At 70.8% G+C, this 22,480-nt stretch carries 20 protein-coding genes; 12 read left to right on the top strand and 8 right to left on the bottom strand.

Annotated features, from left to right (window positions below; translation table 11 throughout):
• Nucleotides 1–90 precede the first annotated feature (90 nt).
• The 3 genes from KILIM_RS03685 to KILIM_RS03675 all read left to right on the top strand — a co-directional run bounded on the left by KILIM_RS03685 (nt 91) and on the right by KILIM_RS03675 (nt 5,252).
• Complete coding sequence (locus KILIM_RS03685; protein WP_006591279.1) at nt 91–1,398, top strand: thiolase family protein; 1,308 nt, start codon at nt 91–93, stop codon at nt 1,396–1,398.
• Entirely contained in the window at nt 1,395–3,521 is a 2,127-nt protein-coding gene (locus KILIM_RS03680) for a 3-hydroxyacyl-CoA dehydrogenase NAD-binding domain-containing protein (protein WP_006591278.1), read from the top strand. Before KILIM_RS03685 ends, KILIM_RS03680 begins: the two co-directional genes overlap by 4 nt.
• Before the next feature lie 201 nt (nt 3,522–3,722).
• Nucleotides 3,723–5,252: a helix-turn-helix domain-containing protein gene (locus tag KILIM_RS03675; protein WP_006591277.1), complete on the top strand. Its 1,530-nt coding sequence runs from the start codon at nt 3,723–3,725 to the stop codon at nt 5,250–5,252.
• A gap of 167 nt (nt 5,253–5,419) precedes the next feature.
• Here the strand turns inward: KILIM_RS03675 and KILIM_RS03670 are convergent, their stop codons facing one another.
• Nucleotides 5,420–6,370, bottom strand: coding sequence for an alpha/beta hydrolase (locus tag KILIM_RS03670; protein WP_006591276.1), 951 nt, complete (start codon nt 6,368–6,370; stop codon nt 5,420–5,422).
• 89 nt (nt 6,371–6,459) lie between these two features.
• Entirely contained in the window at nt 6,460–8,412 is a 1,953-nt protein-coding gene (gene dxs, locus KILIM_RS03665; RefSeq protein WP_006591275.1) for a 1-deoxy-D-xylulose-5-phosphate synthase, read from the bottom strand.
• A gap of 137 nt (nt 8,413–8,549) precedes the next feature.
• Here dxs and KILIM_RS03660 point away from each other — a divergent pair, with 137 nt between their 5' ends.
• Nucleotides 8,550–11,282, top strand: a complete 2,733-nt coding sequence (locus tag KILIM_RS03660) for a phosphoenolpyruvate carboxylase (protein WP_006591274.1) — start codon at nt 8,550–8,552, stop codon at nt 11,280–11,282.
• 28 nt (nt 11,283–11,310) lie between these two features.
• On the opposite strand, the gene KILIM_RS03655 is transcribed toward KILIM_RS03660, so the two are convergent.
• From KILIM_RS03655 to KILIM_RS03640, 4 genes are read right to left on the bottom strand one after another with little or no spacing between them, the layout of a single operon-like run.
• Nucleotides 11,311–12,612, bottom strand: a complete 1,302-nt coding sequence (locus KILIM_RS03655; RefSeq protein WP_040562126.1) for a PEP/pyruvate-binding domain-containing protein — start codon at nt 12,610–12,612, stop codon at nt 11,311–11,313.
• Between the two features lie 5 nt (nt 12,613–12,617).
• A complete protein-coding gene (locus tag KILIM_RS03650; RefSeq protein ID WP_006591272.1) occupies nt 12,618–13,217 on the bottom strand; it encodes a histidine phosphatase family protein in 600 nt (199 codons plus the stop codon).
• Nucleotides 13,214–13,849: a hypothetical protein gene (locus KILIM_RS03645; protein WP_006591271.1), complete on the bottom strand. Its 636-nt coding sequence runs from the start codon at nt 13,847–13,849 to the stop codon at nt 13,214–13,216. Before KILIM_RS03645 ends, KILIM_RS03650 begins: the two co-directional genes overlap by 4 nt.
• Nucleotides 13,846–14,265, bottom strand: coding sequence for a protein kinase family protein (locus tag KILIM_RS03640; RefSeq protein WP_006591270.1), 420 nt, complete (start codon nt 14,263–14,265; stop codon nt 13,846–13,848). The genes KILIM_RS03645 and KILIM_RS03640 overlap by 4 nt, the downstream gene beginning before the upstream one ends.
• 87 nt (nt 14,266–14,352) lie before the next feature.
• Between KILIM_RS03640 and KILIM_RS03635 the strand changes: the two genes are divergently transcribed.
• The gene (locus tag KILIM_RS03635) at nt 14,353–14,931 is read left to right on the top strand and encodes a Uma2 family endonuclease (protein WP_006591269.1); all 579 of its coding nucleotides are present in this window, start codon (nt 14,353–14,355) and stop codon (nt 14,929–14,931) included.
• A gap of 81 nt (nt 14,932–15,012) precedes the next feature.
• Complete coding sequence (locus KILIM_RS03630; RefSeq protein ID WP_006591268.1) at nt 15,013–15,441, top strand: HIT family protein; 429 nt, start codon at nt 15,013–15,015, stop codon at nt 15,439–15,441.
• An 81-nt stretch (nt 15,442–15,522) separates the two neighbouring features.
• On the opposite strand, the gene KILIM_RS03625 is transcribed toward KILIM_RS03630, so the two are convergent.
• Entirely contained in the window at nt 15,523–15,894 is a 372-nt protein-coding gene (locus KILIM_RS03625) for a hypothetical protein (RefSeq protein ID WP_006591267.1), read from the bottom strand.
• A 76-nt stretch (nt 15,895–15,970) separates the two neighbouring features.
• Between KILIM_RS03625 and KILIM_RS03620 the strand changes: the two genes are divergently transcribed.
• Nucleotides 15,971–16,402, top strand: a complete 432-nt coding sequence (locus KILIM_RS03620; RefSeq protein WP_040562121.1) for an acyl-CoA thioesterase — start codon at nt 15,971–15,973, stop codon at nt 16,400–16,402.
• 52 nt (nt 16,403–16,454) lie between these two features.
• On the opposite strand, the gene KILIM_RS03615 is transcribed toward KILIM_RS03620, so the two are convergent.
• On the bottom strand, nt 16,455–16,931 hold the full coding sequence (locus KILIM_RS03615) for a MarR family winged helix-turn-helix transcriptional regulator (protein WP_006591265.1): 477 nt from the start codon (nt 16,929–16,931) through the stop codon (nt 16,455–16,457).
• Nucleotides 16,932–17,114: 183 nt separating this feature from the next.
• On the opposite strand from KILIM_RS03615, the gene KILIM_RS03610 reads away from it, so the two are divergent.
• The 5 genes from KILIM_RS03610 to KILIM_RS03590 all read left to right on the top strand — a co-directional run bounded on the left by KILIM_RS03610 (nt 17,115) and on the right by KILIM_RS03590 (nt 22,426).
• Nucleotides 17,115–18,329: an MFS transporter gene (locus KILIM_RS03610; protein WP_006591264.1), complete on the top strand. Its 1,215-nt coding sequence runs from the start codon at nt 17,115–17,117 to the stop codon at nt 18,327–18,329.
• Between the two features lie 108 nt (nt 18,330–18,437).
• Nucleotides 18,438–19,451 carry a siderophore ABC transporter substrate-binding protein gene (locus tag KILIM_RS03605; protein WP_006591263.1) on the top strand — a complete coding sequence of 338 codons (1,014 nt, stop codon included), beginning with the start codon at nt 18,438–18,440 and terminating at the stop codon, nt 19,449–19,451.
• A gap of 227 nt (nt 19,452–19,678) precedes the next feature.
• A complete protein-coding gene (locus KILIM_RS03600) occupies nt 19,679–20,557 on the top strand; it encodes an ABC transporter permease (RefSeq protein WP_255247601.1) in 879 nt (292 codons plus the stop codon).
• Nucleotides 20,544–21,614, top strand: a complete 1,071-nt coding sequence (locus KILIM_RS03595) for an iron chelate uptake ABC transporter family permease subunit (protein WP_006591261.1) — start codon at nt 20,544–20,546, stop codon at nt 21,612–21,614. The genes KILIM_RS03600 and KILIM_RS03595 overlap by 14 nt, the downstream gene beginning before the upstream one ends.
• Nucleotides 21,611–22,426: an iron ABC transporter ATP-binding protein gene (locus KILIM_RS03590; protein ID WP_006591260.1), complete on the top strand. Its 816-nt coding sequence runs from the start codon at nt 21,611–21,613 to the stop codon at nt 22,424–22,426. The genes KILIM_RS03595 and KILIM_RS03590 overlap by 4 nt, the downstream gene beginning before the upstream one ends.
• The last annotated feature ends 54 nt before the right edge of the window (nt 22,427–22,480 follow it).

The following is a 22,480-nucleotide window of genomic DNA, read 5'->3' as shown; positions in this document are numbered from 1 at the left end:
GCGACCGACCCCTGAGCGGCGCAGCGCGACCGACCGCACGAGGCCCCACGGCGCGGATGACACATTAGCTACTGGCCGGTAACATACGGGATGAAGGCACCGCTGCCGCGCGCCCCGCGGCCCATCATCAAGGGAGATACCGTGCCCGAAAGGCCCGTAAGCCGCCCCGACATCGTCTTCGTCGACGGCGTCCGCACCCCGTTCGGCAAGGCCGGCGACAAGGGCATGTACGCCCAGACTCGCGCCGACGACCTCGTCATCGCCTGCATCCGCGAGCTCATGCGCCGCAACCCGGCGCTGCCACCCGAGCGGGTCGGCGACGTCGCGATCGCGGCGACCACCCAGATCGGCGACCAGGGCCTGACGATCGGGCGCCTGGCCGCGCTGCTGGCAGGCCTGCCCAAGAGCGTGCCCGGCTACTCCATCGACCGCATGTGCGCCGGCGCCCTCACCGCCGTGACCAGCGTCGCCGGCGAGATCGCCCTCGGCGCTGTCGACGTCGCCATCGCCGGTGGCGTCGAGCACATGGGCCGCCACCCGATGGGCGAGGGCGTCGACCCCAACCCGCGGATCATCGCCGAAAAGCTCGTCGACCCCTCCGCGCTCGTCATGGGCTCGACCGCCGAGAACCTGCACGACCGCTTCCCCACCCTCACCAAGGAGCGGGCCGACGCCTACGCGGTGGCCAGCCAGACCAAGTTCGCCGCCGCCCGCGACGCCGGCCATATCGACCCCGACCTCGTTCCGGTCGCGCTGCGGCACGCCGAGCTGGGCTACGGGGTCGCGACCCGCGACGAGCCACCCCGCGACGGGGTGACGATGGAAGCTCTGGCGCAGCTCAAGACTCCGTTCCGCCCGCACGGGCGCGTGACCGCGGGCAACTCCGCCGGCCTCAACGACGGCGCGACCGCGTGCCTCATCGCCTCTGCCGACGCCGCCGCCGAGTTGGGGCTGACGCCCAAGATGCGGCTGGTCTCGTTCTCCTTCGCTGGGGTCGAGCCGGAGTTCATGGGAGTCGGGCCGGTGCCGGCCGCGGAGAAGGCCCTGGCCCAGGCGGGCCTGAGCATCGACGACATCGACCTCTTCGAGATCAACGAGGCGTTCGCGGTGCAGGTACTGGCGTTCCTGGAGCACTTCGGGATCGCCGACGACGACGCCCGGGTGAATCCCTGGGGCGGCGCGATCGCCACCGGACACCCGCTGGCCTCCTCCGGGGTGCGGCTCATGACCCAGCTCGCCCGAGAGTTCGAGCAGGACCCGTCGGCCCGCTACGGCATGACCGCGATGTGCATCGGCATCGGCATGGGCGCCGCCGTCATCTGGGAGAACCTCACCCCCGCCGCCGACGCGGCCGCAGCGCAGATCACGAGCACCCAGGACACCGAGGACGCAGCATGAGCAGCACCGATCTGACCACCGACCTGACCAGCGTCTTCGACGACGAGGTCGTCACCAAGTCCCTGGTGCGCGATGTCGCCCTGCCGGGCGGCGGCACGCTGGCGCTGGTCACCCTCGACAACGGGCACGACCACACCAAGCCCAACACCCTGGGCCCGCACGGGATGAACGGCCTCAAGGAGGTCGTCGACGCTCTGGCCGAGCGCGCGCGGGCGGGGCAGATCGCGGCGGTGGCCTTCACCGGCAAGCCGTTCATCTTCGCGGTCGGCGCCGACCTGACCGGGGTGGCCAAGTTGCGCGGCCGCGACGACGCGCTGGCCATCGCGCGGCTCGGGCACGACGTGTACTCCGCGATCGCCGACCTGCCGGTGCCGACCTTCGCGTTCATCAACGGTGCCGTGATGGGCGGTGGCGTCGAACTGACCCTGGCGTGCGACTACCGCACGATCAGCGCCTCCGTGCCCGCCGTGGCGCTGCCCGAGTGTTTCCTGGGGCTCGTTCCCGGGTGGGGCGGCTGCTTCTGGCTGCCCAACCTCATCGGCATCAAGAACGCCGTCAAGGTCGTCATCGAGAACCCGCTGAACACCAACCGCATGCTCACCGGCCCTCAGGCGGCCAAGCTCGGCATGGCCGACGTACTGCTGGAGCCGGCCGACTTCATCGTGGAGTCGATCCGCTGGGCCGCCGGGGTTCTGCACGGCTCGATCACCGTGCAGCGAGCGCCGATCGAGCGCGACGAGCAGCACTGGGCGAGGGTCATCGAGACCGCCCGCGGGCTGGTCGAGGCCAAGACCGGCGGGGCCGCGCCGGCTCCCCTACGGGCGCTGGAGCTGCTCGCCGGGGCGCGGACCGCGGAGCGCGCGGCGGCGTTCGCGGCCGAGGACGAGGCGATCGCCGACAGCCTCATGAGCCCGCAGCTGCGCGCCGGGCTCTACGCCTTCGACCTCGTGCAGAAGCGCGCCCGACGCCCCGCGGGAGCCCCCGACAAGTCGCTGGCCCGCCCGGTGACCAAGGTCGGGATCGTCGGTGCCGGGCTCATGGCCGGCCAGCTGGCGCTGCTGTTCCTGCGCCGGTTGCACGTGCCCGTCGTCATGACGGACCTCGACGAGGAGCGGGTCGCCAAGGGCGTGCAATATGTCACGGACGAGATCGACAAACTCGTTGCAAAGGGTCGCGTGAGTTCGGACGAGGCCAACCGGCTACGGGCTCTCATCACCGGTGACACGGACAAGAGCGCCTTCGCGGACGCCGATTTCGTCATCGAGGCGGTCTTCGAGGAGATGTCGGTCAAGCAGCAGGTGCTGGCCCAGGTCGAGGCCGTCGTCAGCCCGGAGGCGGTGCTTGCGACCAACACCTCCTCGCTGTCGATCACGACGATGGCCGCGCAGCTGGCGCACCCCGAGCGGGTCGTCGGCTTCCACTTCTTCAACCCCGTCGCGGTGATGCCGCTGCTGGAGATCGTCAAAGGCGGCGCGACCGACGACGCGACGCTGGCGACCGCCTTTGCGACGGCCAAGGCGCTGAAGAAGACGGCGATCCTGGTCAGCGACTCCCCCAGTTTCATCGTCAACCGGCTGCTCGGTCGCTTCATGTCGCAGCTCGGCGCGATCGCCGACGCGGGCACCCCCATCGCGACCATCGAGAAGGCCTTCGCCGGAGTCACGCCGATGAGCCCGTACGTGCTCATAGAGCTGGTTGGGCCAGCGATCGCGTTGCACAACAACGAGACTCTGGCCGCGGCCTTTCCCGACCGATTCGCCGTACCCGTCGGGCTGAAGGCCCTGGTCGAGGCGGGTCGGCGGGGTGTCTACCGGCACGACGCCGACAGCGCACACCTCGATGAGCAGGCCCTGGCACTGCTGCCGAGCCCGGCCCAACCGGTCGAGCTGGACGCCGAGCAGGTGCGGACCACCACCCTGCAGGCGCTGGCCGACGAGGCGCGACGAATGCTCGACGAGGGGGTCGTCGCGGCCCCGATGGACATCGATCTGGGCATGATCACCGGCTCCGGCTTCGCCTTCTGGAACGGCGGGTTGACGCCGCTGCTGGACCGCGAGGGCATCTCCGAGCGGGTCACCGGGCAACGCTTCCTGCCGCCGGGGGTGGCCGACGCGGGCAAGTGAACGACGCGCCCACAGTTACGACCAGGACGGCGCCACGCCCCCAACATCCGGGGATGTGGCGCCGTTCGTGGCACTATGGGACGAGTGTCCAGGTTTTGGGCGCGTCGCGTGACACCCTGCTTGTCGTGCTGACATAGTGAGGCGATATCCACCAGGCCCGGTTGGCTCGCGGTATCTCACATATGAGCTAGCATCGGAGGCATGAGTGACACGTACCTCGCACGCATCGGCACCCTCATCCGCGATGCACGCAGGCACCAGGGCATGACGCAGAACGAGTTGGCCGAGCTACTCGGCACGTCCCAGAGCGCCGTCGCCCGCATCGAGCAGGGCAAACAGAACCTCAGTCTTGAGATGCTCTCGCGCATCGGCGAGAACCTCGACAGCCAGTTCGTCTCGCTCGGCACCTCGGGCCCGCAGCACCTGCGGATCGAGGGCGGCACCAAGCTCACCGGCTCCATCGACGTCAAGACGAGCAAGAACGCCGCCGTCGCCCTGCTCTGCGCCTCGCTGCTGAACCGCGGACGCACCACCTTGCGCAACCTGGCCCGGATCGAAGAGGTCAACCGGATTCTCGAGGTGCTCGCCTCGATCGGCGTACGCACGCGCTGGCTGCCCGACAGCAACGACCTGGAGATCACGCCACCCGCGCGCGTCGACCTCGACGCAATGGACGAGGAGGCGGCCCGCCGCACCCGCACGATCATCATGTTCTTCGGCCCGCTGCTGCACGAGTTCGACGAGTTCTCGCTGCCCTACGCGGGCGGGTGCGACCTGGGATCGCGCACGATCGAGCCCCACATGACCGCGCTGCGACACTTCGGGCTGACGGTCGAGGCGACCAACGGGCTGTACCTGGCCAAGGTCGACGCCGACGTCACCCCGTCGCGTGCCATCGTGCTCACCGAGCGCGGCGACACGGTGACCGAAAACGCCCTCATGGCGGCGGCCCGCTACGAGGGCACCACGGTCATCCGCAACGCGAGTCCCAACTACATGGTGCAGGACCTGTGCTTCTTCCTCGAGAAGCTCGGCGTGCGCATCGACGGCATCGGCAGCACGACGCTGACCGTTCAGGGCCGCAAGCAGATCGACGTCGACGTCGAATACTCCCCCAGCGAAGACCCGATCGAGGCGATGAGCCTGCTGGCGGCCGCGGTCGTCACCAAGTCGTCCATCACGATCCGCCGTGTGCCGATCGAATTCATGGAGATCGAGCTGGCGCTGCTCACCGAGATGGGCATGAAGTACGACCTGTCGCAGGAGTACTTCTCCGCCAACGAGCAGACCCGACTGGTCGACCTCACGACCATTCCGGGGCCGCTGAAGGCGCCGATCGACAAGATCCACCCGATGCCGTTCCCGGGGTTGAACATCGACAACCTGCCGTTCTTCGCCCTCATCGCGGCGTGCGCGGAGGGTCGCACGATGATCCACGACTGGGTGTACGAGAACCGGGCGATCTACCTGACGGAGCTGACGAAGGTCGGCGCCAAGGTGCAGCTGCTCGACCCGCACCGCGTGCTCATCGACGGCCCCACCCGCTGGCGCGCCGCCGAGGTCATCTGCCCGCCGGCGCTGCGGCCGGGTGTCGTGGTGCTCATCGCCATGCTGGCGGCCCCCGGCACGTCGGTGCTGCGCAACGTCTACGTCATCAACCGCGGCTACGAGGACCTCGCCCGCCGCCTCAACGCCCTCGGCGCCACGGTAGAAACCTTCCGCGACATCTGAGCCCGCCCCTTCGGCGCTAGGTGGGACGGGCAGGATGTTGCGCTCCTGACCTAACGGCAGGGATCGGGTGGCGGCTCTCGGCGAAGCGGAGGTCACCGCGCTCGGCGGTAAGCGCGACATAGTGCTCGTGGCGCCTAGTGCGGCGAGGGCCGTGACGCCGGCTCGACTCAGCGCAGGATGCGGGCTACTGCGTCGCGGATGATCGTGGTGCCGGCGGGGTCGAAGATCACGCTGTAGTGGTTGACGTCGCGCACCGCGGTGACGGACACCTGTGCGGGCAACTGGAGTGCGGCGATGCGCTGCTCGTCGTACAGACCCTGGTCCTCGTTGAGCAGGCCCCGCTGGGCCCAGATGAATTCGATCGGCACGCCAGCCTCGGCGGCCACGCGCACGCCCACGTGAGTGCGCTCGTCGGCCAGCACGTCGCGACCGTCGGCGCGGATCGCGTCGACGACGCACGACGACACCTTCTGCCCACTGCCGTCGGGCGCGTCGATGAGGTCGTGCAGCAGGTAGGCGGTCACGGCGTCGGCGTGCGGACCCGCGAGTAGCGGGGCCACCGCGGGGTGCTGGCGCCAGAAGTCCAGGTAGGCGCCGTCGTCGGCGAACGTCATCGACAGCCGCGCCATCGCCGGGCCGATGACCGCCTGCAGCGCCGCGTCGATGTCGAGGTCCGGCGGCGGCGGGAACGCCGGGCCACCGTCGACCAACACGACCCCGTGCAGCCGCGCCGGGATCGTCACCGCCGCCAGCGCTCCGATGAACCCGCCCATCGAGTGCCCGACCAGCACGAACCGCTCGACCTGCGCGTGGTCCGCCAACGCCACGAGGTCCGCGACGTGGGCGGCCAGACCGTACTGGTCACCGTCGCTGCCGACGCCGCGGCTGCCGGCGCGGCCGCGCAGGTCGGGGGCCCACACCCGGCATCGCGAGGTCGCGGGGTCGTCCGCGAGCGCGGCGGCCGTCGAACCCCAGGAGAGCCCGTTGGCCGTGATGCCGTGCACGAGCACGACGAGCGGCGCGTCGGCCCCGGCCTCCGGCCCGGACAGGTCGTGGACGGTCAGGTCGCCGCCCTCGACGGCGATCGTGAACTGCGGGGCTGCGCTGGCTGAGGTCATGCCCCTTGCTTATCGCACCCGCCGCGCCCGCGCAGGCAGAACGCGCCCTCGTCCGCGACGAGCGGGGGCTCGGCGCGCGGGCTGGGGGCTCAGGCGAGGCGCAGGGTGTCGCGCGGGGTGGGAGCTGCCGGGCCGAGCTGGTCGATGAGGCGGTCGGCCACCTGCTCGGCGGTCAGGCCGGCGTCGGTGAGCACCTGGGCGCGACTGGCGTGCTCGATAAACTCCTTGGGCAGCCCGAAACGGTGCACCGGGGTGCTCACACCGGCCGCCGCGAGAGCACCCGCGATCCGGTCGCCGATACCCCCGGAGACGACGCCGTCTTCGACGACCGCCACCGATCCGGCTCCGGCTGCCCTGGCCACCAACGCCGGGGCGACCGGCAGCACCCACCGCGGGTCCACGACCTCCACGCGGTGTCCCTGGGCGGCGATCTTGGCGCCGGCCTCCAGGCTCAGCGGTGCCATCGACCCGACGGCCACGATCAGCACGTCCGGGCTCTCCCCCGGCCCGACGCCGTGGCGAGCGAGCACGTCGAGGCCGTCAGCGCGCTCCAGCGCCGGTACCGCAGACGGTTCGGTCCCCTTGGGGAAGCGCAGCACAGTCGGCCCGTCGGTCACCGCCACGGCCTCGGCCAGCTCCTGCGCCAGCGTCTCGCCGTCGCGGGGCGCGGCCAGCCGTAGGCCCGGCACGACCCCGAGTAGCGACATGTCCCACATGCCGTTGTGCGAGGGTCCGTCGTTGCCGGTCGCCCCGGCGCGGTCGAGCACGAACGTCACGCCCGCGCGGTGCAGCGCGCAGTCCATGAGCACCTGGTCGAAGGCGCGGTTGAGGAAGGTGGAGTACACGGCGACGACCGGGTGCAGCCCGGTGAACGCGAGCCCGGCGGCCATGGCCACCCCGTGCTGCTCGGCGATGCCGACGTCGAAGACCCGCTCGGGGTGTGCGGCCGCGAAGTCGCGCAGGCCGACCGGGATGAGCATCGCGGCGGTGAGCGCCACGACCTCCGGGCGTTGGGCGCCGATCTGGCCGAGCGCGTCGCTGAAGGTGTCGGTCCAGCTGCGCCCAGCGATCTCCAGCGGCAGCCCGGTCTCGGGGTTGATGACGCCGACCGCGTGAAACTGGTCGTCCTCGTGGTTGCGTGCCGGCTCGTAGCCGTGGCCCTTCTCGGTCAGCACGTGCACGAGCACGGGCCCATCGAAATCGCGGGCGCGGCGCAGTGCCGTGTGCAGCTGGTCGAGGTCGTGCCCGTCGACCGGCCCGATGTACTTCAGGCCCAGGTCCTCGAACATGACCTGCGGCGCGACGATGTCTTTGAGTCCCTTCTTGATGCCGTGCAGCGCCTCGAACGCGCGCTGCCCGACGACGGGGGTGCCGGTCAGGGTGCGCCGCCCCCACGAGAGCACGTCCTCGTAACCCCGGCTGATGCGCAGTTGCGCCAGGTGTTCGGCGAGCCCGCCGCCAGTGGGTGCGTAGGAGCGTTCGTTGTCGTTGACGATGATCGTCAGCGGCAGGTCTTTGTCGGCGGCGATGTCGTTGAGCGCCTCCCACGCCATGCCGCCGGTCAGGGCGCCGTCGCCGATGATCGCCACGGTGCGTCGGTCGGTCTGCCCGCGCAGCCGACGGCCCCGGGCGATGCCGGCCGCCCACGACAAGGAGCCGGAGGCGTGCGAGTTCTCGACGACGTCGTGGGCGGATTCGGCGCGACAGGGGTACCCGGAGAGCCCGCCCCGCGAGCGCAGCCCGCCGAAGTCCTGCCGGCCGGTGAGCAGCTTGTGCACGTAGGCGATGTGCCCGGTGTCGAAGACGATCGAGTCGCGCGGGGAGTCGAAGACTCGGTGCAGCGCGATCGTCAGCTCGACGACCCCGAGGTTGGGACCGAGGTGCCCGCCGGTGCGGGAGACCTGCTCGACGAGGAAGTCGCGCACCTGCCAGGCGAGTTCGTTCAGTTGCTCGCGGGTCAGGTCGCGCAGGTCCGCGGGGCCGGAAATCGAAGCCAGCAGGCTCACGTCGGACAGGTCCTTCCAGTAGGCGTCAGTCGGCATCAGTAGGTGTCAGCGGTACCGAAGCCCACTCGCGAAGAGTAGGGGCAGAGTAGGCAACTACCCGAGACTACGCCTGTGGCTGCGGTGGGAGCAGGCTGGAGAAGGTCGTTGCTGGTGAGCGCCGTAGGCTGTGAGGCATGTCTCAGGACAGCGTCTCGAACGCCGACCCGACCCTGACCCCAGCGCTGGATGCCGACCTCGACTTTCTCTCCGGCCTGCACGAGCAGGTGCTCACCGAGGGCGGTGGCGCAGACCTCGTGCAGGTGCTCGCCGCACTCGTCCAGGCCTGCGCCGAGAGTGGGGCGAGCGACGACGGCTCGCGCGCCCAGGCGATCGTCGCCTCGCTCGACCACGACACCACCGCGCGGCTGACCCGCGCGGTCACCGTGCATCTGCACCTGACGAACCTGGCCGAGGAGCGACTGCGGTCGCGGTCGCTGCGGGTGGAAGACGGGGAGTTCACCGGCGGCGTCGACGCGGGTGGGGTCGGGGAGGCCATCACCGCCTTGTCGGACGAGGTCGACGTGTCGGCCCGGCTGCAGGAGTTGCGCGTGCACCCGGTGCTGACGGCCCATCCCACGGAGGCGCGACGGCGGGCCGTGACCGGCGCCCTGACCCGGATCGCCGCGCAACTGGACCGCTACGACGATCCGCACAACGGTCCGGCCGAGCAGGCGGTGGCGCGGCGGCGGCTCCTGGAGAACATCGACATCCTGGCCCGCACCTCCACGTTGCGTTCGACGCAGCCGGAGCCGCGTGACGAGGTCAAGACGATGCTCACCGTCTTCGATCACACACTGTTCCGTGCTATCCCCCGGCTGTATCGCAGCGTGGAGGCGGCGCTGCCGGCCGCCGACCCCGGCCGCGCCGCGCCGCACGTCCCGGCATTCCTGCGGTTCGGCTCGTGGGTCGGCGGCGACCGCGACGGCAATCCGCACGTCACGGCGGCGGTGACGCGCGAGACGATGGCGCAGCAGGCTGAGCAGGCCCTGGCGCAACTGCACGCCACGGTCGAGCGCATTGCGCGGACGATGACGATGGACCTGCTGTGGACCCCGCCGTCGGATGCGCTGCTGGCCTCCCTCGCGGTCGACGCGGTAGCCCTGCCGGAGGCGTTCGCCAAGTTCGCCAAGGACTCCCCCGACGAGCCGCACCGACAGAAGATGCTGGTGATCGCGGCGCGGGTGGCGGCGACGCGGGCGCAACGGGCTGATCTGACCTATCACGAGCCGGCGGAGATGATCACCGATCTGCGCCTGGTGCAGGACAGCCTCGTGGCCGCCGGAGACGAGCGCACCGCCCGCGGCGAACTGCAGCACCTCATCTGGCTCGTGGAAACGTTCGGCTTTCACCTCGCCGAGCTGGAGGTCCGGCAGCACTCGGCCGTGCACGAAGCAGCCCTGACCGAGTTGTTGGGGCAGCTGGGCGATCCGGCGCTAGACCCCGCTCGGGCCGCGCAAGACATCGAGGTGCTCGACCGGCTCGCCACGCAGGGCTGGCCCCGCACGGTTGTGCCGACGACCCAACGCACCCAGGAGGTGCTCGACACCATCCGGGTCATGGCGTGGCTGCAGCAGCGGTGGGGCACCTCGTGCTGCGGGCGCTACATTGTATCGTTCACCCGCAACGCGGCCGACCTGGCCGCCGTCCGCGCGCTGGCCCGGTTGGCCGTGGGCGATGCCCCGATGCGCCTGGATGTCGTGCCGCTGTTCGAGACCGGGGCCGACCTGGCCAACGCGGTCTCGATCCTCGCCTCCTGGTCGCAGTTGGCCTCGACGCAGGCCTGGCTCGACTCCGGGCAGGCCCGCGCGGTGGAGGTGATGGTCGGCTACTCGGACTCGGCCAAGGACGTCGGGCCGGCGAGCGCCACCCTGACGCTGGACCGCGCCGAGCGCGAACTGGTGGCGTGGGCCCGGGAGGCACGGGTGCAGCTGACGTTGTTCCATGGCCGCGGCGGGTCGCTAGGACGTGGCGGCGGACCGCTGCACCGCGCGATCCTGGCGCAGCCCTCGGGCTCCGTGGACGGCCGGTTCAAGGTGACCGAGCAGGGTGAGGTGATCTTCGCCCGGTACGCCGATGTCATGATCGCCCAGCGCCACCTGGAGCGGCTGACCTCGGCGGTCCTGCTGACCGACGCCCCCGAGCTGGCGGCGCAGCGGGAGGCCGCGGCGGCCCGGTACGCCGATTTGGGCCGGATCATCGACACCCAGTCGCGGGGTTGCTATCGGGCGCTGGTGCAGGCGCCGGGCTTCGCGGACCTCATCGCCGAGGTCAGCCCGTTGGACGAGATCGGCGAGCTGCGGCTGGGGTCACGACCTGCCCGACGCAGCGGTGCGACGAGCGGGCGGTCTCTGGATGACCTGCGGGCGATCCCGTGGGTGTTCAGCTGGGCGCAGACGCGGGTCAACCTGCCGGGCTGGTACGGATTGGGTTCTGGATTGGCCGCGGTGGACGACGTCGCGCTCCTGCGGGAGGCGTACGCGAGCTGGCCGCTGTTCGCCGCCATGATCGACGTGGCGGAGATGTCGCTGGCCAAGACCGACCGGGGCATCGCCCAGCAGTATCTGGCGTTGGGGCGCCGCCCGGACCTGGCCGAGCAGATCCTCACCGAGTACGACCTGTCGATGCGGCTGGTGCTGGCCGTCCTCGACCAGCGCGAACTGCTGGAACGAAAGCCACACCTGCACACGACCATCCGGCTGCGCATGCCCTACGTGAACGCGCTGAGTCACCTGCAGTTGCGCGCCCTGCGCATGCTGCGCCACCCGCACGACCCACGCACCGGGGACCGCCCCGACGAGCAGGCCTGGCGCCGCATTTTGCTGCTCACCGTCAACGGCGCGGCCGCGGGGCTGCAGAACACCGGCTGACGCCGAGCATCGCCTTCGAGGGTCGCCGCTACCGCAGGATCGTGCCGGCGTCGGCGTCGAGCGTGACGACGGCGCCGTCGCGCAGCTCGGTCGTGACGCCGGGCACCGCCAGAACAGCGGGGAGGCGCAACTCCCGGGCGACGATGGCGGCGTGCGAGAGCAGCCCGCCGACCTCGGTAGCGACGCCCGCGGCGACGCGGAACAGCGGCGTCCACGCGGGGTCGGTCGTGCGGCACACGAGGATGTCGCCCGGACGCACGCGGGCGAAGTCGCCGGGGCCGCGGATGATCCGGGCCGGTCCCGTCGCCCGGCCCGGGCTGGCGGGGATGCCGTGGAGTGGGGTCGCAGTCGGCGAGGCTGCGCCCGCCCCGGGGCCCTGGGCCTCGCCGGCCTGAGTGTGAGGGTCGCGGTCGGCGTCGGGAGCTGTGCGCGCCTGCGGGAGGGCCGCGGTGATCGGGCGCGCCTGCAGGATGTGGAATCGGCCGCCGGCGAGGGCCCACTCGACGTCGGCCGGGGCTCGCAGGATGTCGGCGATGCGTCGTCCCAGCTCGTCGAGCGTGGCGACCTGCCCGTCCGTTACACACTGTTGCGTGTGACTCTCGATGACGCTGCGAGCGATGCCGTCACCGTGGCGGTCGCGCCGCTGCGTGATCGCGCCGAGCCGGCGGGCGACGACGCCGGTGTCGTCGAGGGTCCAGGAGTCCGGGGTGCATTGACCGCCGACGAGGCCGTCCCCGATCCCGGGTGTCGCCTCGATGACCCGCCGCCGGGTCGGCGGGGCGCCGGTGAACAGCACGCCGGAGGCGTCTGCGTCGATGAATCGCTGGACGAGCACCGCCATCGCCGGCGCCTCGCCGGGGGAAATGGCGTCGCGGTAGGCGCGGGCGCGGTCGCTGCGCAGCGACGCCCAACAGTGGATGACCGCGGCGGCAACGGCCTGCGTCCCCCGCACGGCGAGGACCGTGTCGTGCTGCCCGGCGGCCGAGGCCCCGGCGGTGTCTTCGCTGGTGGCGCTGGAGCGCACCGCCACGTGTCCGCCGTCCGGCACCCCGAACATCCGCGTCAACCCCGCCTCGATAGCCGCCAGTAAGTCCGGCGCAAGGCGCCCGGCGGGCCGCTGCGCCGGCACACGTCCTGGCTGGTCCAGGGGCACGTCGATCTCCGCGTTGCCGCAGGCCGAGCCCGCCAGGTCCGAGTCACCGACGTGCCGCCAGTACTCCCGCACCGGGACGACGAAGCCATCGGGCACGGGCACGTCGGCGCGTGCGAGGAGCGCCAGGGCCGCAGCTTTACCGCCGCACGCCGGCGACCCCGCGTCCGGCAGGGCCACGACACTCACGGTCGCCCGCCCGTCGCTGCGGCAAGCTGCAGGTGCGATCGCTCGTTGACGCACCGAACGATCGGCGGCTCCTCCTGCGCTAGTTCGACGACACTGACGCCCGTGTTCGCGATGGCGCTCAGCGACAGCCACGCCGCCGGGGGCGCGCCGAGAAACTCCCGCAGCAGCCACGCGACCGGATAGGCGTGCGTCACGAGCAGCTCGTGGGTCGAGCGCTGCCCGGGCGACGGTGGGCGGGCGAACCGAGCGGTCAGGGCACGGGCTGCCTGCAGGCCGGCAGCGGCCTCCGCAGCGGTGTAGCCGTCGAAGAAGCCGGTCCAGGCCCCTGAGCGATCCTCCGGTTGCGGGACGAACGGGACGTGATCGACGAGCTCGGGCGCCTCATCGAGGAGAGGGCGCGGCAGGAGATCCGCGATGCTCGCCGCGCTCTCGACCGCGCGCGGCAGCGGGGAGTGCCAGATGACGTCGAGGGGCACACCGGCGAAGCGGCCCGCCAGCCGCCGGCACTGGTCGCGACCGACGTCGGTGAGCTGGCCGAGGGCGTCGGCCTCGCCATGGCGCACCAGGTACAGGGTGCGGACCGCCGGGGCGCTCACCGCTGCCCATCCGGCAGGTCGTATCGGCTGCGGCCGAGACTGGAGAACAGGTCTTGGTGCAGCTCGGCCCACACGACGTGGCAGGAGAGCAGCCCGATGCCGGTCACCCAGCGCAGCCCCTCCTCGGCGGCCTTGGCCAGGGCGAGGTCGTACTGGGCCGGATAGCGGCCGAACCGTGGGAGCGCCGCGACGAGATCGGCCAACACCACCCGCAGTTGCCCGCCCAACTGGGTCAGCGCAGCCAGTAGGTCGCCCAGGTCGGCGCGACCGGAGGCGGCGTCCATGCCGGGCGCGGCCAGTTGCCAGCGCGAGACCAGCTCGACGAAGCGCGCGTTGACCGGTTCGAACGCCGCCAGCGCCGACTCCAGCACGGCGTGGGTCGCCAGCGACTCCCGTTCGGCGGTCAGCAGTCCGGCGAGGTGGCCTGCCCCGAGCTCTGTCAATGTCCACCCCTGCAGATCGGCGAACGTCATCCGCTCCACCAGCCCCGCCCGACCCGCACGGTCGAGGACGCCGAACACCTCGCCCTCGGCCGCGAAGGCCCGGTCGAGGACCGCAGCGTCGTCGGCCACCCCGGCCAACCGGACCGCCTGCAGCGTCATGACCTCGACACTCGATCGGGCGCCGCTCATCGCCGTGACGCACCGTCTGCGCCGGCGCGCTCCCCTGCGTCAGAGCCGGCACGCCCCGGGCGCTCCGAGATCCGTTGATAGCGCTGCTGCGCGGCCTGCGCCGAACGCAGTCCCAGCAGTTCAGCGATGCGAGCCCAGGTCAGGCCCTCGGCGCGCGCGGTGAACAGCAGCGCGGTCTCCAGGGCCTCAAGGTCGGAGCGGGCGCTCTCCAGCAGCCCCAGCGCCGCCTCCACCTGCGACAAGGCCCCCGGCCCCGGCTGCGCGCTGGCCCGCCAGAGCGCGAACCGCAGCAGCACGACATCCTCGACGGGTGCCTCGTTGGGATGCCGCCAGGGCGGGCGCTCAAGTTGCGCCGCCCCGGCATCCAACAGCCGCCGCCGAGCCTCGCCTGCGCCCGGGTTCTCCGTTGCGTCCATGCACCCATCGTCAGTTATCAACACATCGTTGTCAACGTACTGTTGATCACTACGGCAGGGTGGACCGGGTGAAGGATAGGGGGCACGATGAGTGTCATGACTGCGGCGGCCACGAACTCACCACCGCCGGCCGGACTGCCCTGGGGCCGTCCATTGACGTATGACGACCTGGCCGGGCTGCCCGATGACGGGCACCGCTATGAGCTCATCGACGGGGTGCTCATCGTGAGCCCGGCCCCACGCCACGTCCACCAGCGGATCCTCGGCAACCTCTATCTGGCCGTTCGCGAGCACTGCCCGGCCGACCTGGAGGTGTTGTTCGCGCCATTCGAGGTGGTTCTGGCCCACGACACCGTGCTGCAACCCGACCTGATCGTCGCCCGCCGGTCGGATCTGACCGAGCGCAACCTTCCGACCACGCCGCTGCTCGCCGTCGAAGTGGCCTCGCCGTCGACTCGACGCTTCGACCGCACCATCAAGCACAGCCGGCTGGAGGCCGCGGGCTGTCGGCACTACTGGATCGTCGACCCCGACGGACCCACCATCACGACCTGGCGCCTGGGCCCCCGCGGCTACGGGGAGCCGACTCGCGTCGAGGGCAGCGAGCCGTTCACCGTCGACGAGCCCTACCCGATCTCCTTTCGCCCCGCCGACCTCATCACGTGAGCTAGCCGTAGCCGGCGTGGGCGCTGCAGTCGCAACTGGCTGACGGTTGCCGTGGGCGCTGCGGGGCGGTAGGCAGGGGCTATGGCTTCTCTGTTCACCAAGATCATCGACGGTCAGATCCCCGGGCGGTTCGTGTGGCAGGACGACCAGTGCGTCGCCTTCCTGACCATCGAGCCCCTCACACCGGGGCACACGCTCGTGGTGCCGCGCGACGAGGTCGAGGTCTGGACCGACCTGTCCCCCCAACTCATGGGGCACCTGACCAGCGTCGCCCAGACCATCGGCCGCGCCCAGCGGGCGGAATGGGACTCGCCCTTCGTCGGTCTGCTCATCGCCGGCTTCGACATCCCGCACGTGCACCTGCACGTGATGCCGACGTGGACTGCTGCCGACATGAACTTCCGCAACGCCGACGCCAACCCCACCGCCGAGGCCATGGACGACGCCGCCCAGCGCCTGCGCAACCGCCTGCGCGACCAGGGTGCCGCCGACGCCGTTCCCGTCGACTGAGGTGGACACGCGCCGGGCCGCCGGACAACCGCTGGGCCCGCTCGTCAGCTGACCGATCCCGGTCACCCCGGCGGTGACGGCTCACAGCCGGGGGACGAACCGTTTGCCGCTCATGGCCTGCCAGATGAGGTCGGCGGCGCGGGCGTCGGCGCGCAACCGTAGGCCCTCGCGCTCGAGGGCGTCGATGACCTGCGGGAGCGCCTCGGGCGGCACCTGCTCACCCAACTCGACCCGCGCGACGCGGTAGGCCGAGCGCATGGCCTCGACCTCGCCGGCCACATGCCGAGCCGCGATCCACGCGAGCGCCTCGGGATGGCGCCGCCAGACGCCGTACGCCCGGTAGTCGGCGGGACACTGGTCGAGCAACCACGGTACGGCGGCCTCGCGCCAGCCGGGCGTGTCCGGTGGCGGCACCGCCCGCGGCCACCCCGGAGGTATGTGCGCCTCTCCCATGCCGCTCAGTCTCGCGCCGACCACCGACAAGATTCCGCCACGCGGCCGTGACCACCCGACTGCGAGACTGACCGGCATGGCACGCCTCAAGCTCGAGTACCCCGATCAGGCCTACACGCACAGCACCACGCTGCAGGTGCGCTTCGACGACATCAACGCCGGCATGCACCTGGCGCACGACCGGCTGGTCAGCTTCGTCGCCGAGGCCCGGTCGCGATTCCTCGAGCACCTGGGCATCTCCGAGATCGGCGACGAGCGCACCCCGGGCGTCATCGTCTCCGACCTGGCCGTCGTCTACCGGGCCGAGGCGCGCCTACGCGACACGTTGCGCCTGGACAGCGGCATCGTCGACCTCACCCGCTACGGCGGCGACGTCATCTGCCGGGTGATCCGCGAGTCCGACGGCACCCTCGTCGGCGTCGCCAAGGTCAACCTCGTGTTCTTCGACTATCACGGCTCCAATCGCCCCGCCCCCGCCCCGGCAGCGTTCACCGACGCGGCCAACTGACGGCTACCGGAACGGACCCCCTGGTCCGCTGCCTACCCGGCAGGTGTTGCGCTCAGCCGGCCGCGAGGTGCCGCACCCCTGGGCCCTGCGGGCGCAGGTCGGGGACGAGCTCGACGAGATCGGCCAACTCCGGCAGCTCGCACGCCGCGTCGAGGGCTCGATGGAGGGCGGCGTCGTGCACGGGTTGCGCCGCCCCCAGCGCCTCGCGACCGGAGGCCGTCAGTTCGGTGTAGATGCCGCGGCGGTCATCCGCACAGAGGATGCGGGTCAGCAGGCCGCGCTTCTCCAGGCGCGTGACGAGCCGGGTCGAGGCGCTGGGCGAGAGGGAGGCGACCCGCGCGAGCTGGGACATCCGCATGTGCCAGCCGTCCTGCCGTGACAGCGCATCCATCACGGTGAACTCGACGACCGACAGGCCGCAGTCCCGCTGCAGGTCGGTCTCGAGCTCGGATTCGATGAGGTGATGCAGCGCCGCTAGTCGGTGCCAGCCCGTCGTCCGGAGGGCAGGGGCGTCGTCGCGGATTCCCATGGCGATCAGTCCTTTCGTCACTCGCAATTCTAGCGCTTGCAATATCCGGCGTGTGCAACTAGTTTTAATTGCACACGCCGGATACCGGCGAATGCAGGGAGCCGTCGACATCGTGGCCGCGACCCCACCCCCACTTCACCCCGCTTCGGGCCCCGGCCCGAGCATGCTCAGAAAGGCACGCTCATGCCACTTGCCCTGCTCGCCCTCGCCGTGGGCGGCTTCGGTATCGGCCTCACCGAGTTCGTCATCGCCGGCCTGCTCCCGCAGGTCGCGGAGTCGTTCGGCGTCGACGAGGCGGCCGCCGGCTGGCTCATCTCCGGCTACGCGCTCGCGGTCGCGGTCGGAGCCGTCGCCCTCACCGCCGCCGTGACCCGCCTGCCGCGCAAGCAGGTGCTGCTCGGCCTCATGGTCCTGTTCATCGCAGGCAACCTGCTCTCCGCGCTCGCCCCGACCTACGAGCTGATGCTCGCCGGCCGCATCCTCGCCGCCCTCGACCACGGCGCCTTCTTCGGCATCGGAGCGGTCGTGGCCGCGAGCCTCGTCGAGCCCGCGAAGAAGGCCGGTGCGGTCGCGATGATGTTCGGCGGCCTGACCATCGCCAATGTGCTCGGCGTACCCTTCGGCACCTTCATCGGCCAGCAGTTCGGCTGGCGCGCGACGTTCTGGGTCATCACCGCCATCGGCCTCGTTGCGATGATCGCGATCGCCATCCTCGTGCCGAGCGGCACCGCGAACGGATCGAGGGCCGCGCAGGACCAGACCGACCTGCGGGGCGAGATCGGCGCCTTCCGCAGCGGACAGGTGTGGGCCTCACTGGCCATGACGGTGCTCGGATTCGGCGGGATGTTCGGCGCGTTCACCTACATCGCCTACACGCTGACGCAGGTCAGCGGCTTCTCCGCCGGCGCCGTACCGTGGCTGCTCGTGCTCTTCGGCGTCGGCCTCTTCGCCGGCAACATCCTCGGCGGTCGCGCCGCGGACCGCTCGATCGGCCGCACCCTCGCCGTGGTCTTCGGCGCCCTGACGCTCGTCATGATCGCCTTCGCCCTCGTCGCGGGATCGCAGCCGGCAACCATCGTCGCGCTCGTCGCCATGGGCGGTTTCGGCTTCGCCACCGTGCCCGGCCTGCAACTGCGGATCATGCAGTACGCCGGCAACGCCCCCACGCTGGCCTCCGGTGCGAACATCGCCGCCTTCAACGTCGGCAACGCCCTCGGCGCCTGGCTCGGAGGCCTGACGATCACGGCCGGCCTCGGCTACACCTCGCCGCTGTGGATCGGCGCGGCCATGACGCTTGGCGCCCTGCTCGTGCTGCTCGCCGCCGACTCGGCCGCCCGCCACCAGCGAGTCGCCGCCACGTCGGAGCCGACCAAGGCACCCGCCAACATCCTCGCCTGACAACAGGCCCGCCGCTGCGCACCGGGCCGACTCGAGGCCGGTCCACTTGACACCGTCCGCCTGGAACGTGATTAGGTAAGCCTTACCTAACTCACCACAGGAGTCTTCGTGCGTCAGCCTGCTCTCGTCCACCGTATCCCCCAGCGCGCCAGCAACTCTCGTGGCCATCGCGGCAGCTCGCGGCGCACGGCCGTCGCGCTGGTCGCTCTTGCGCTGCCGCTGGCCGCCTGTGGTGCGACCGCGCAGAGCGCCCAAGGCGAATCGACGCCGCAGGCGCCCACGACGGTGACGGTCACGGACGCGCGCGGCCAGGTCGAGGTGCCGAGTTCTCCCCAGACTTTCGTCGTCGCCGATTTCGGGGCGCTCGACACCCTCGACTACCTCGGCGTCGAGCCGACCGCGCTGCCCAAGCGGGGGCTGCCTGAGCACCTCAAGAAGTACGCCGATGAGAAGTACACCGACCTGGGTACCCTGCGCGAGATCGACCTGGAGAAGGTCGCCGCCAGTGAGCCGGCGCTCATCGTGCTCGGCGGCCGCTCGGCCCCGCAGTACGACGAGGCCAAGCAGATCGCACCCGTCATCGACGTGACCGCCAAGAAGGGCGCCGACGCCGTCACCACCCTGAAATCCACCGCCACCACGCTGGCCACCGTCTACGGCAAGCAGGCTCAGGCCGACGAGCGCCTGGCGCAGATCGACACACAGATCGCCGACGTCAAGGCCAAGGCCGCCGACTCCGGCACCGCCTTGGTGCTCATGGTGACGGGGAGCAAGCTCTCGGCCTACGGTCCGGGCTCGCGGTTCGGATTCGTCCACGACGTCCTCGGCCTCAAACCCGCCGCGCCGAATCTCGCGCAGGACTCCCACGGGCAGGTCGTCTCGTTCGAGTTCGTCAAGCAGACCAACCCCGACCACCTGTTCGTCATCGACCGCGACGCCGCCACCGGTCAGGGCGGGCAGGCCGCCAAGGTCGTCCTTGACAACCCACTCATCGCCTCGACCACAGCGTCGAAGAACGACAACATCACCTACCTGGACTCCCAGAGCTGGTACCTCGTGGGCACGGGCCTGACTACCCTGCCCGCGATGGTCGACGAGGTCGAGTCCGCCCTGACGTCGTGACCCACCCCGCGCCGACCGCTGCGGGCGCCCCCAGTTCCCACAGCGGTCGGCCGACCGCGGGTGCAGATGACTTCGCCGGCGCAGATGGCCCCGCCGGTATCGCGAGTGGCGCCGGGGTCGCGGAGGCGTCGGCGGGGTCGGGTCGGACGGAGCCTGCGAAGTCCGCATCGCTGCGCCGCCGGGCGACGGCCATTCTCGGTGCGACGGCCGCCGTTGCCGCGCTCGCGGTGGCCAGCATCTTCGTCGGGGTCGCCGATCTGGACCTGGCCACTCTGCTGATCAGCAGGGCGCCCCGCACGGTCGCCCTGCTTCTGGCGGGCTCGGCCCTGGCCGTCAGCGGCCTGGTCATGCAGTTGCTCGTGCGCAACCGCTTCGTCGAGCCCTCGACCGCCGGCACGACCGAGTTCGCCAGTCTTGGCATCCTGCTCGCCACGATGTGGCTGCCCGCAGCCCCCGTCGGGGTCAAGATGCTCTGCGGTGCCGCTTGCGCATTGGTCGGCACCGCGATCTTCCTGCGGATCCTGCGTGGACTACCGACCGCGCAGACCCTCCTGGTACCCCTGGTCGGGATCATGCTCGGCGGCATCGTGGGCGCCCTGGCCACCTTCCTTGCGCTGCAGAACGACTTGCTGCAGTCGCTCGGAGCCTGGACCAACGCCGACTTCTCCACAGTCATCGCCGGCCGCTACGAGCTGCTGTGGCTCGTGGGGTTGCTGACCGTCGTGCTCATCGTCACCGCCGACCGGTTCACCGTCGCCGGGCTCGGAGCGGACCTCACGACGAGCCTGGGCCTGAACCACCGAGCCACAGTCCGGTTCGGCATGGGCCTGGTCTCCGTCGTCGTCGCCGTGATCGTCGTGACCACCGGAGCGATCCCCTTCCTCGGACTCGTGGTGCCGAATGTGGCCCGCATCATCCTCGGCGACAACGCCCGCCGAAGCGTGCTGTGGGTCGCCCTCGGTGGCGCGGGACTCGTCCTCGCCTGCGACCTGTTGGCCCGGCTCCTGCGGTATCCCGCCGAGCTGCCGCTGGGCACTGTCTTGGGCGTGGTCGGCGCCGCCGTCTTCCTGCGTCTGCTGCTCAAGGATCGCCGTGTCACCACCTGATCTGCGGCCTTCAGCCGCCCGCCCAGGCCCTTCGGGCCATTCTCAGGATGCGGAGAATCCGTCCGACCCATCCGCCGGCGTCCACCCCGACTTCCGCGACCCCAGAGACCGCCGCGCCCGTCTCGTCCTGCTGGTCCTCGTGGCGGCGCTGGTCGCCGCCTGCCTGGCGTACGTGTTCGTCGACTTGGGGCCGGCCCGCGCCTACGTGCTCCCCCGCCGGATGCAGACGGTCGCCACGCTCGGGCTCGTCGCGGCGGCCATCGGGGTGGCGACGGTGCTCTTCCACACGATCACCGACAACCACATCCTCACCCCGTCGGTCATGGGCCTGGATTCGCTCTACCTCCTGATCCAGACCGTCGCGTTCTATGTGCTCGGCCCGGCCGGTGTCATGGCCACACCCCCCGCCGTGCAGTTCCTCACGGCGCTCGGCCTCATGACCGGCCTGGCCTACACGTTGTACCGGCGCCTGCTGATCGGCCTGGGTCACGACCTTCACCTGCTGGCGCTGGTGGGGATCGTGCTCGGCGTACTCATGCGGTCGCTGACGAACTTCTTCACCCGCGTCATGGACCCCACGGTCTTCGTCGTGTTGCAAGACCGGATGTTCGCCGACTTCACCGGTGCGCCGCCGATCACCTTGGCGATGTCAGCCCTGGTGGTGGCCACCGTCGTGCCCGCCATCGCCGCCATGCATCGACGACTCGACGTCATGGCGCTGGGTCGCGACACCGCCGTCGGTCTCGGCGTGGACCACCGCCGGACACTGCTGCGGGTGCTCCTGGTCGTCGTGCTACTCGTGGCCGTCTCGACGGCGCTCGTCGGTCCGACGATGTTCTTCGGGCTCATCGCCGCCCACCTGGGGTACCAAGCGGTCGGTAGCTACCGACACCGGTTCGCGCTGCCCGCCGCGGCACTCGTCGGCGCGCTCGTGCTGGTCGGCGGGCAGACCGCCCTCGACCGCCTGCTGCACTTGGACCTCAATCTGGCGATCATCGTCGAGTTCGTCGGCGGTTTGCTCTTCATCACCCTGCTGCTGCGAAGGAGCACGCCATGATCACGCTGGACTCTGTCAGCAAGAGCTACGGGTCGACCCGGGTCGTCGATCGAGTCAGCCTGACGATCCCCGCCGGCGGCCTCACCAGCTTCGTCGGGCCCAATGGCGCCGGAAAGTCGACGCTGCTGTCGATGATCGCCCGACTGCTGCCTCCCGACGAGGGCAGGATCACCCTCGACGACCTCGACGTGACGACTGCCTCCGGTGACGTCCTCGCCCGCCGCCTGGCGATTCTGCGCCAGGAGAACCACCTGTCCATCCGGCTCACCGTCGGCGACCTCGTCGAATTCGGTCGCTTTCCGCACCGGCGCGGGCGGCCTCGTTCCCAGCGCGGGAGTGGCGCTGCGGCCGACCGCACGCAGGTCGAGGCGGCGTTGGCCTACCTCGACCTGAACGACCTGCGGCACCGCTATCTCGACGAGCTGTCCGGCGGCCAGCGGCAGCGGGCATTCGTCGCGATGGTGCTGGCGCAGGACACCGACTACGTGCTGCTCGACGAGCCGCTGAACAACCTCGACATGGCGCACAGCGTCACGATGATGCACTTGCTGCGCCGCGCAGCCGACGAGCTGGGCCGCACGATCGTCCTCGTCGTGCACGACATCAACTTCGCCTCGTTCTACGCCGACCGGATCGTGGCCTTGCGCGACGGCGGAATCGTCGCTGACGGGTCACCGCAGGAGTTCATGACCGCGCAGACCTTGCGCGACGTCTTCGGTCTGCACATGCCGGTCACCCACGTCGACGGCCGCCCGTTGGCCCTGTACCACGCCGCCGCACCAGCGAGCACTCCCTCGCTGCTGTCGGCGTAGCCACCGATCGTGGCTACGCCGACAGCAGCGGCTAGGTCAGGCCTTGGCCAAGCC

Origin of the sequence: Kineosphaera limosa NBRC 100340 (assembly GCF_000298215.1) — a bacterium.
Classification (GTDB): domain Bacteria; phylum Actinomycetota; class Actinomycetes; order Actinomycetales; family Dermatophilaceae; genus Kineosphaera; species Kineosphaera limosa.
The sequence above is the reverse complement of the archived record's forward strand: the minus strand, read 5'-3'. Positions and strand labels throughout refer to the sequence as shown.

Bases quoted from the DNA above. Each gene is read 5' to 3' on its own strand.
- KILIM_RS03685 (WP_006591279.1), top strand. From the start codon at position 91: ATGAAGGCACCGCTGCCGCGCGCCCCGCGGCCCATCATCAAGGGAGAT.
- KILIM_RS03680 (WP_006591278.1), top strand. From the start codon at position 1,395: ATGAGCAGCACCGATCTGACCACCGACCTGACCAGCGTCTTCGACGAC.
- KILIM_RS03675 (WP_006591277.1), top strand. From the start codon at position 3,723: ATGAGTGACACGTACCTCGCACGCATCGGCACCCTCATCCGCGATGCA.
- KILIM_RS03670 (WP_006591276.1), bottom strand. From the start codon at position 6,370: ATGACCTCAGCCAGCGCAGCCCCGCAGTTCACGATCGCCGTCGAGGGC.
- dxs (WP_006591275.1), bottom strand. From the start codon at position 8,412: ATGCCGACTGACGCCTACTGGAAGGACCTGTCCGACGTGAGCCTGCTG.
- KILIM_RS03660 (WP_006591274.1), top strand. From the start codon at position 8,550: ATGTCTCAGGACAGCGTCTCGAACGCCGACCCGACCCTGACCCCAGCG.
- KILIM_RS03645 (WP_006591271.1), bottom strand. From the start codon at position 13,849: ATGAGCGGCGCCCGATCGAGTGTCGAGGTCATGACGCTGCAGGCGGTC.
- KILIM_RS03640 (WP_006591270.1), bottom strand. From the start codon at position 14,265: ATGGACGCAACGGAGAACCCGGGCGCAGGCGAGGCTCGGCGGCGGCTG.
- KILIM_RS03635 (WP_006591269.1), top strand. From the start codon at position 14,353: ATGAGTGTCATGACTGCGGCGGCCACGAACTCACCACCGCCGGCCGGA.
- KILIM_RS03630 (WP_006591268.1), top strand. From the start codon at position 15,013: ATGGCTTCTCTGTTCACCAAGATCATCGACGGTCAGATCCCCGGGCGG.
- KILIM_RS03625 (WP_006591267.1), bottom strand. From the start codon at position 15,894: ATGGGAGAGGCGCACATACCTCCGGGGTGGCCGCGGGCGGTGCCGCCA.
- KILIM_RS03620 (WP_040562121.1), top strand. From the start codon at position 15,971: ATGGCACGCCTCAAGCTCGAGTACCCCGATCAGGCCTACACGCACAGC.
- KILIM_RS03615 (WP_006591265.1), bottom strand. From the start codon at position 16,931: ATGGGAATCCGCGACGACGCCCCTGCCCTCCGGACGACGGGCTGGCAC.
- KILIM_RS03610 (WP_006591264.1), top strand. From the start codon at position 17,115: ATGCCACTTGCCCTGCTCGCCCTCGCCGTGGGCGGCTTCGGTATCGGC.
- KILIM_RS03590 (WP_006591260.1), top strand. From the start codon at position 21,611: ATGATCACGCTGGACTCTGTCAGCAAGAGCTACGGGTCGACCCGGGTC.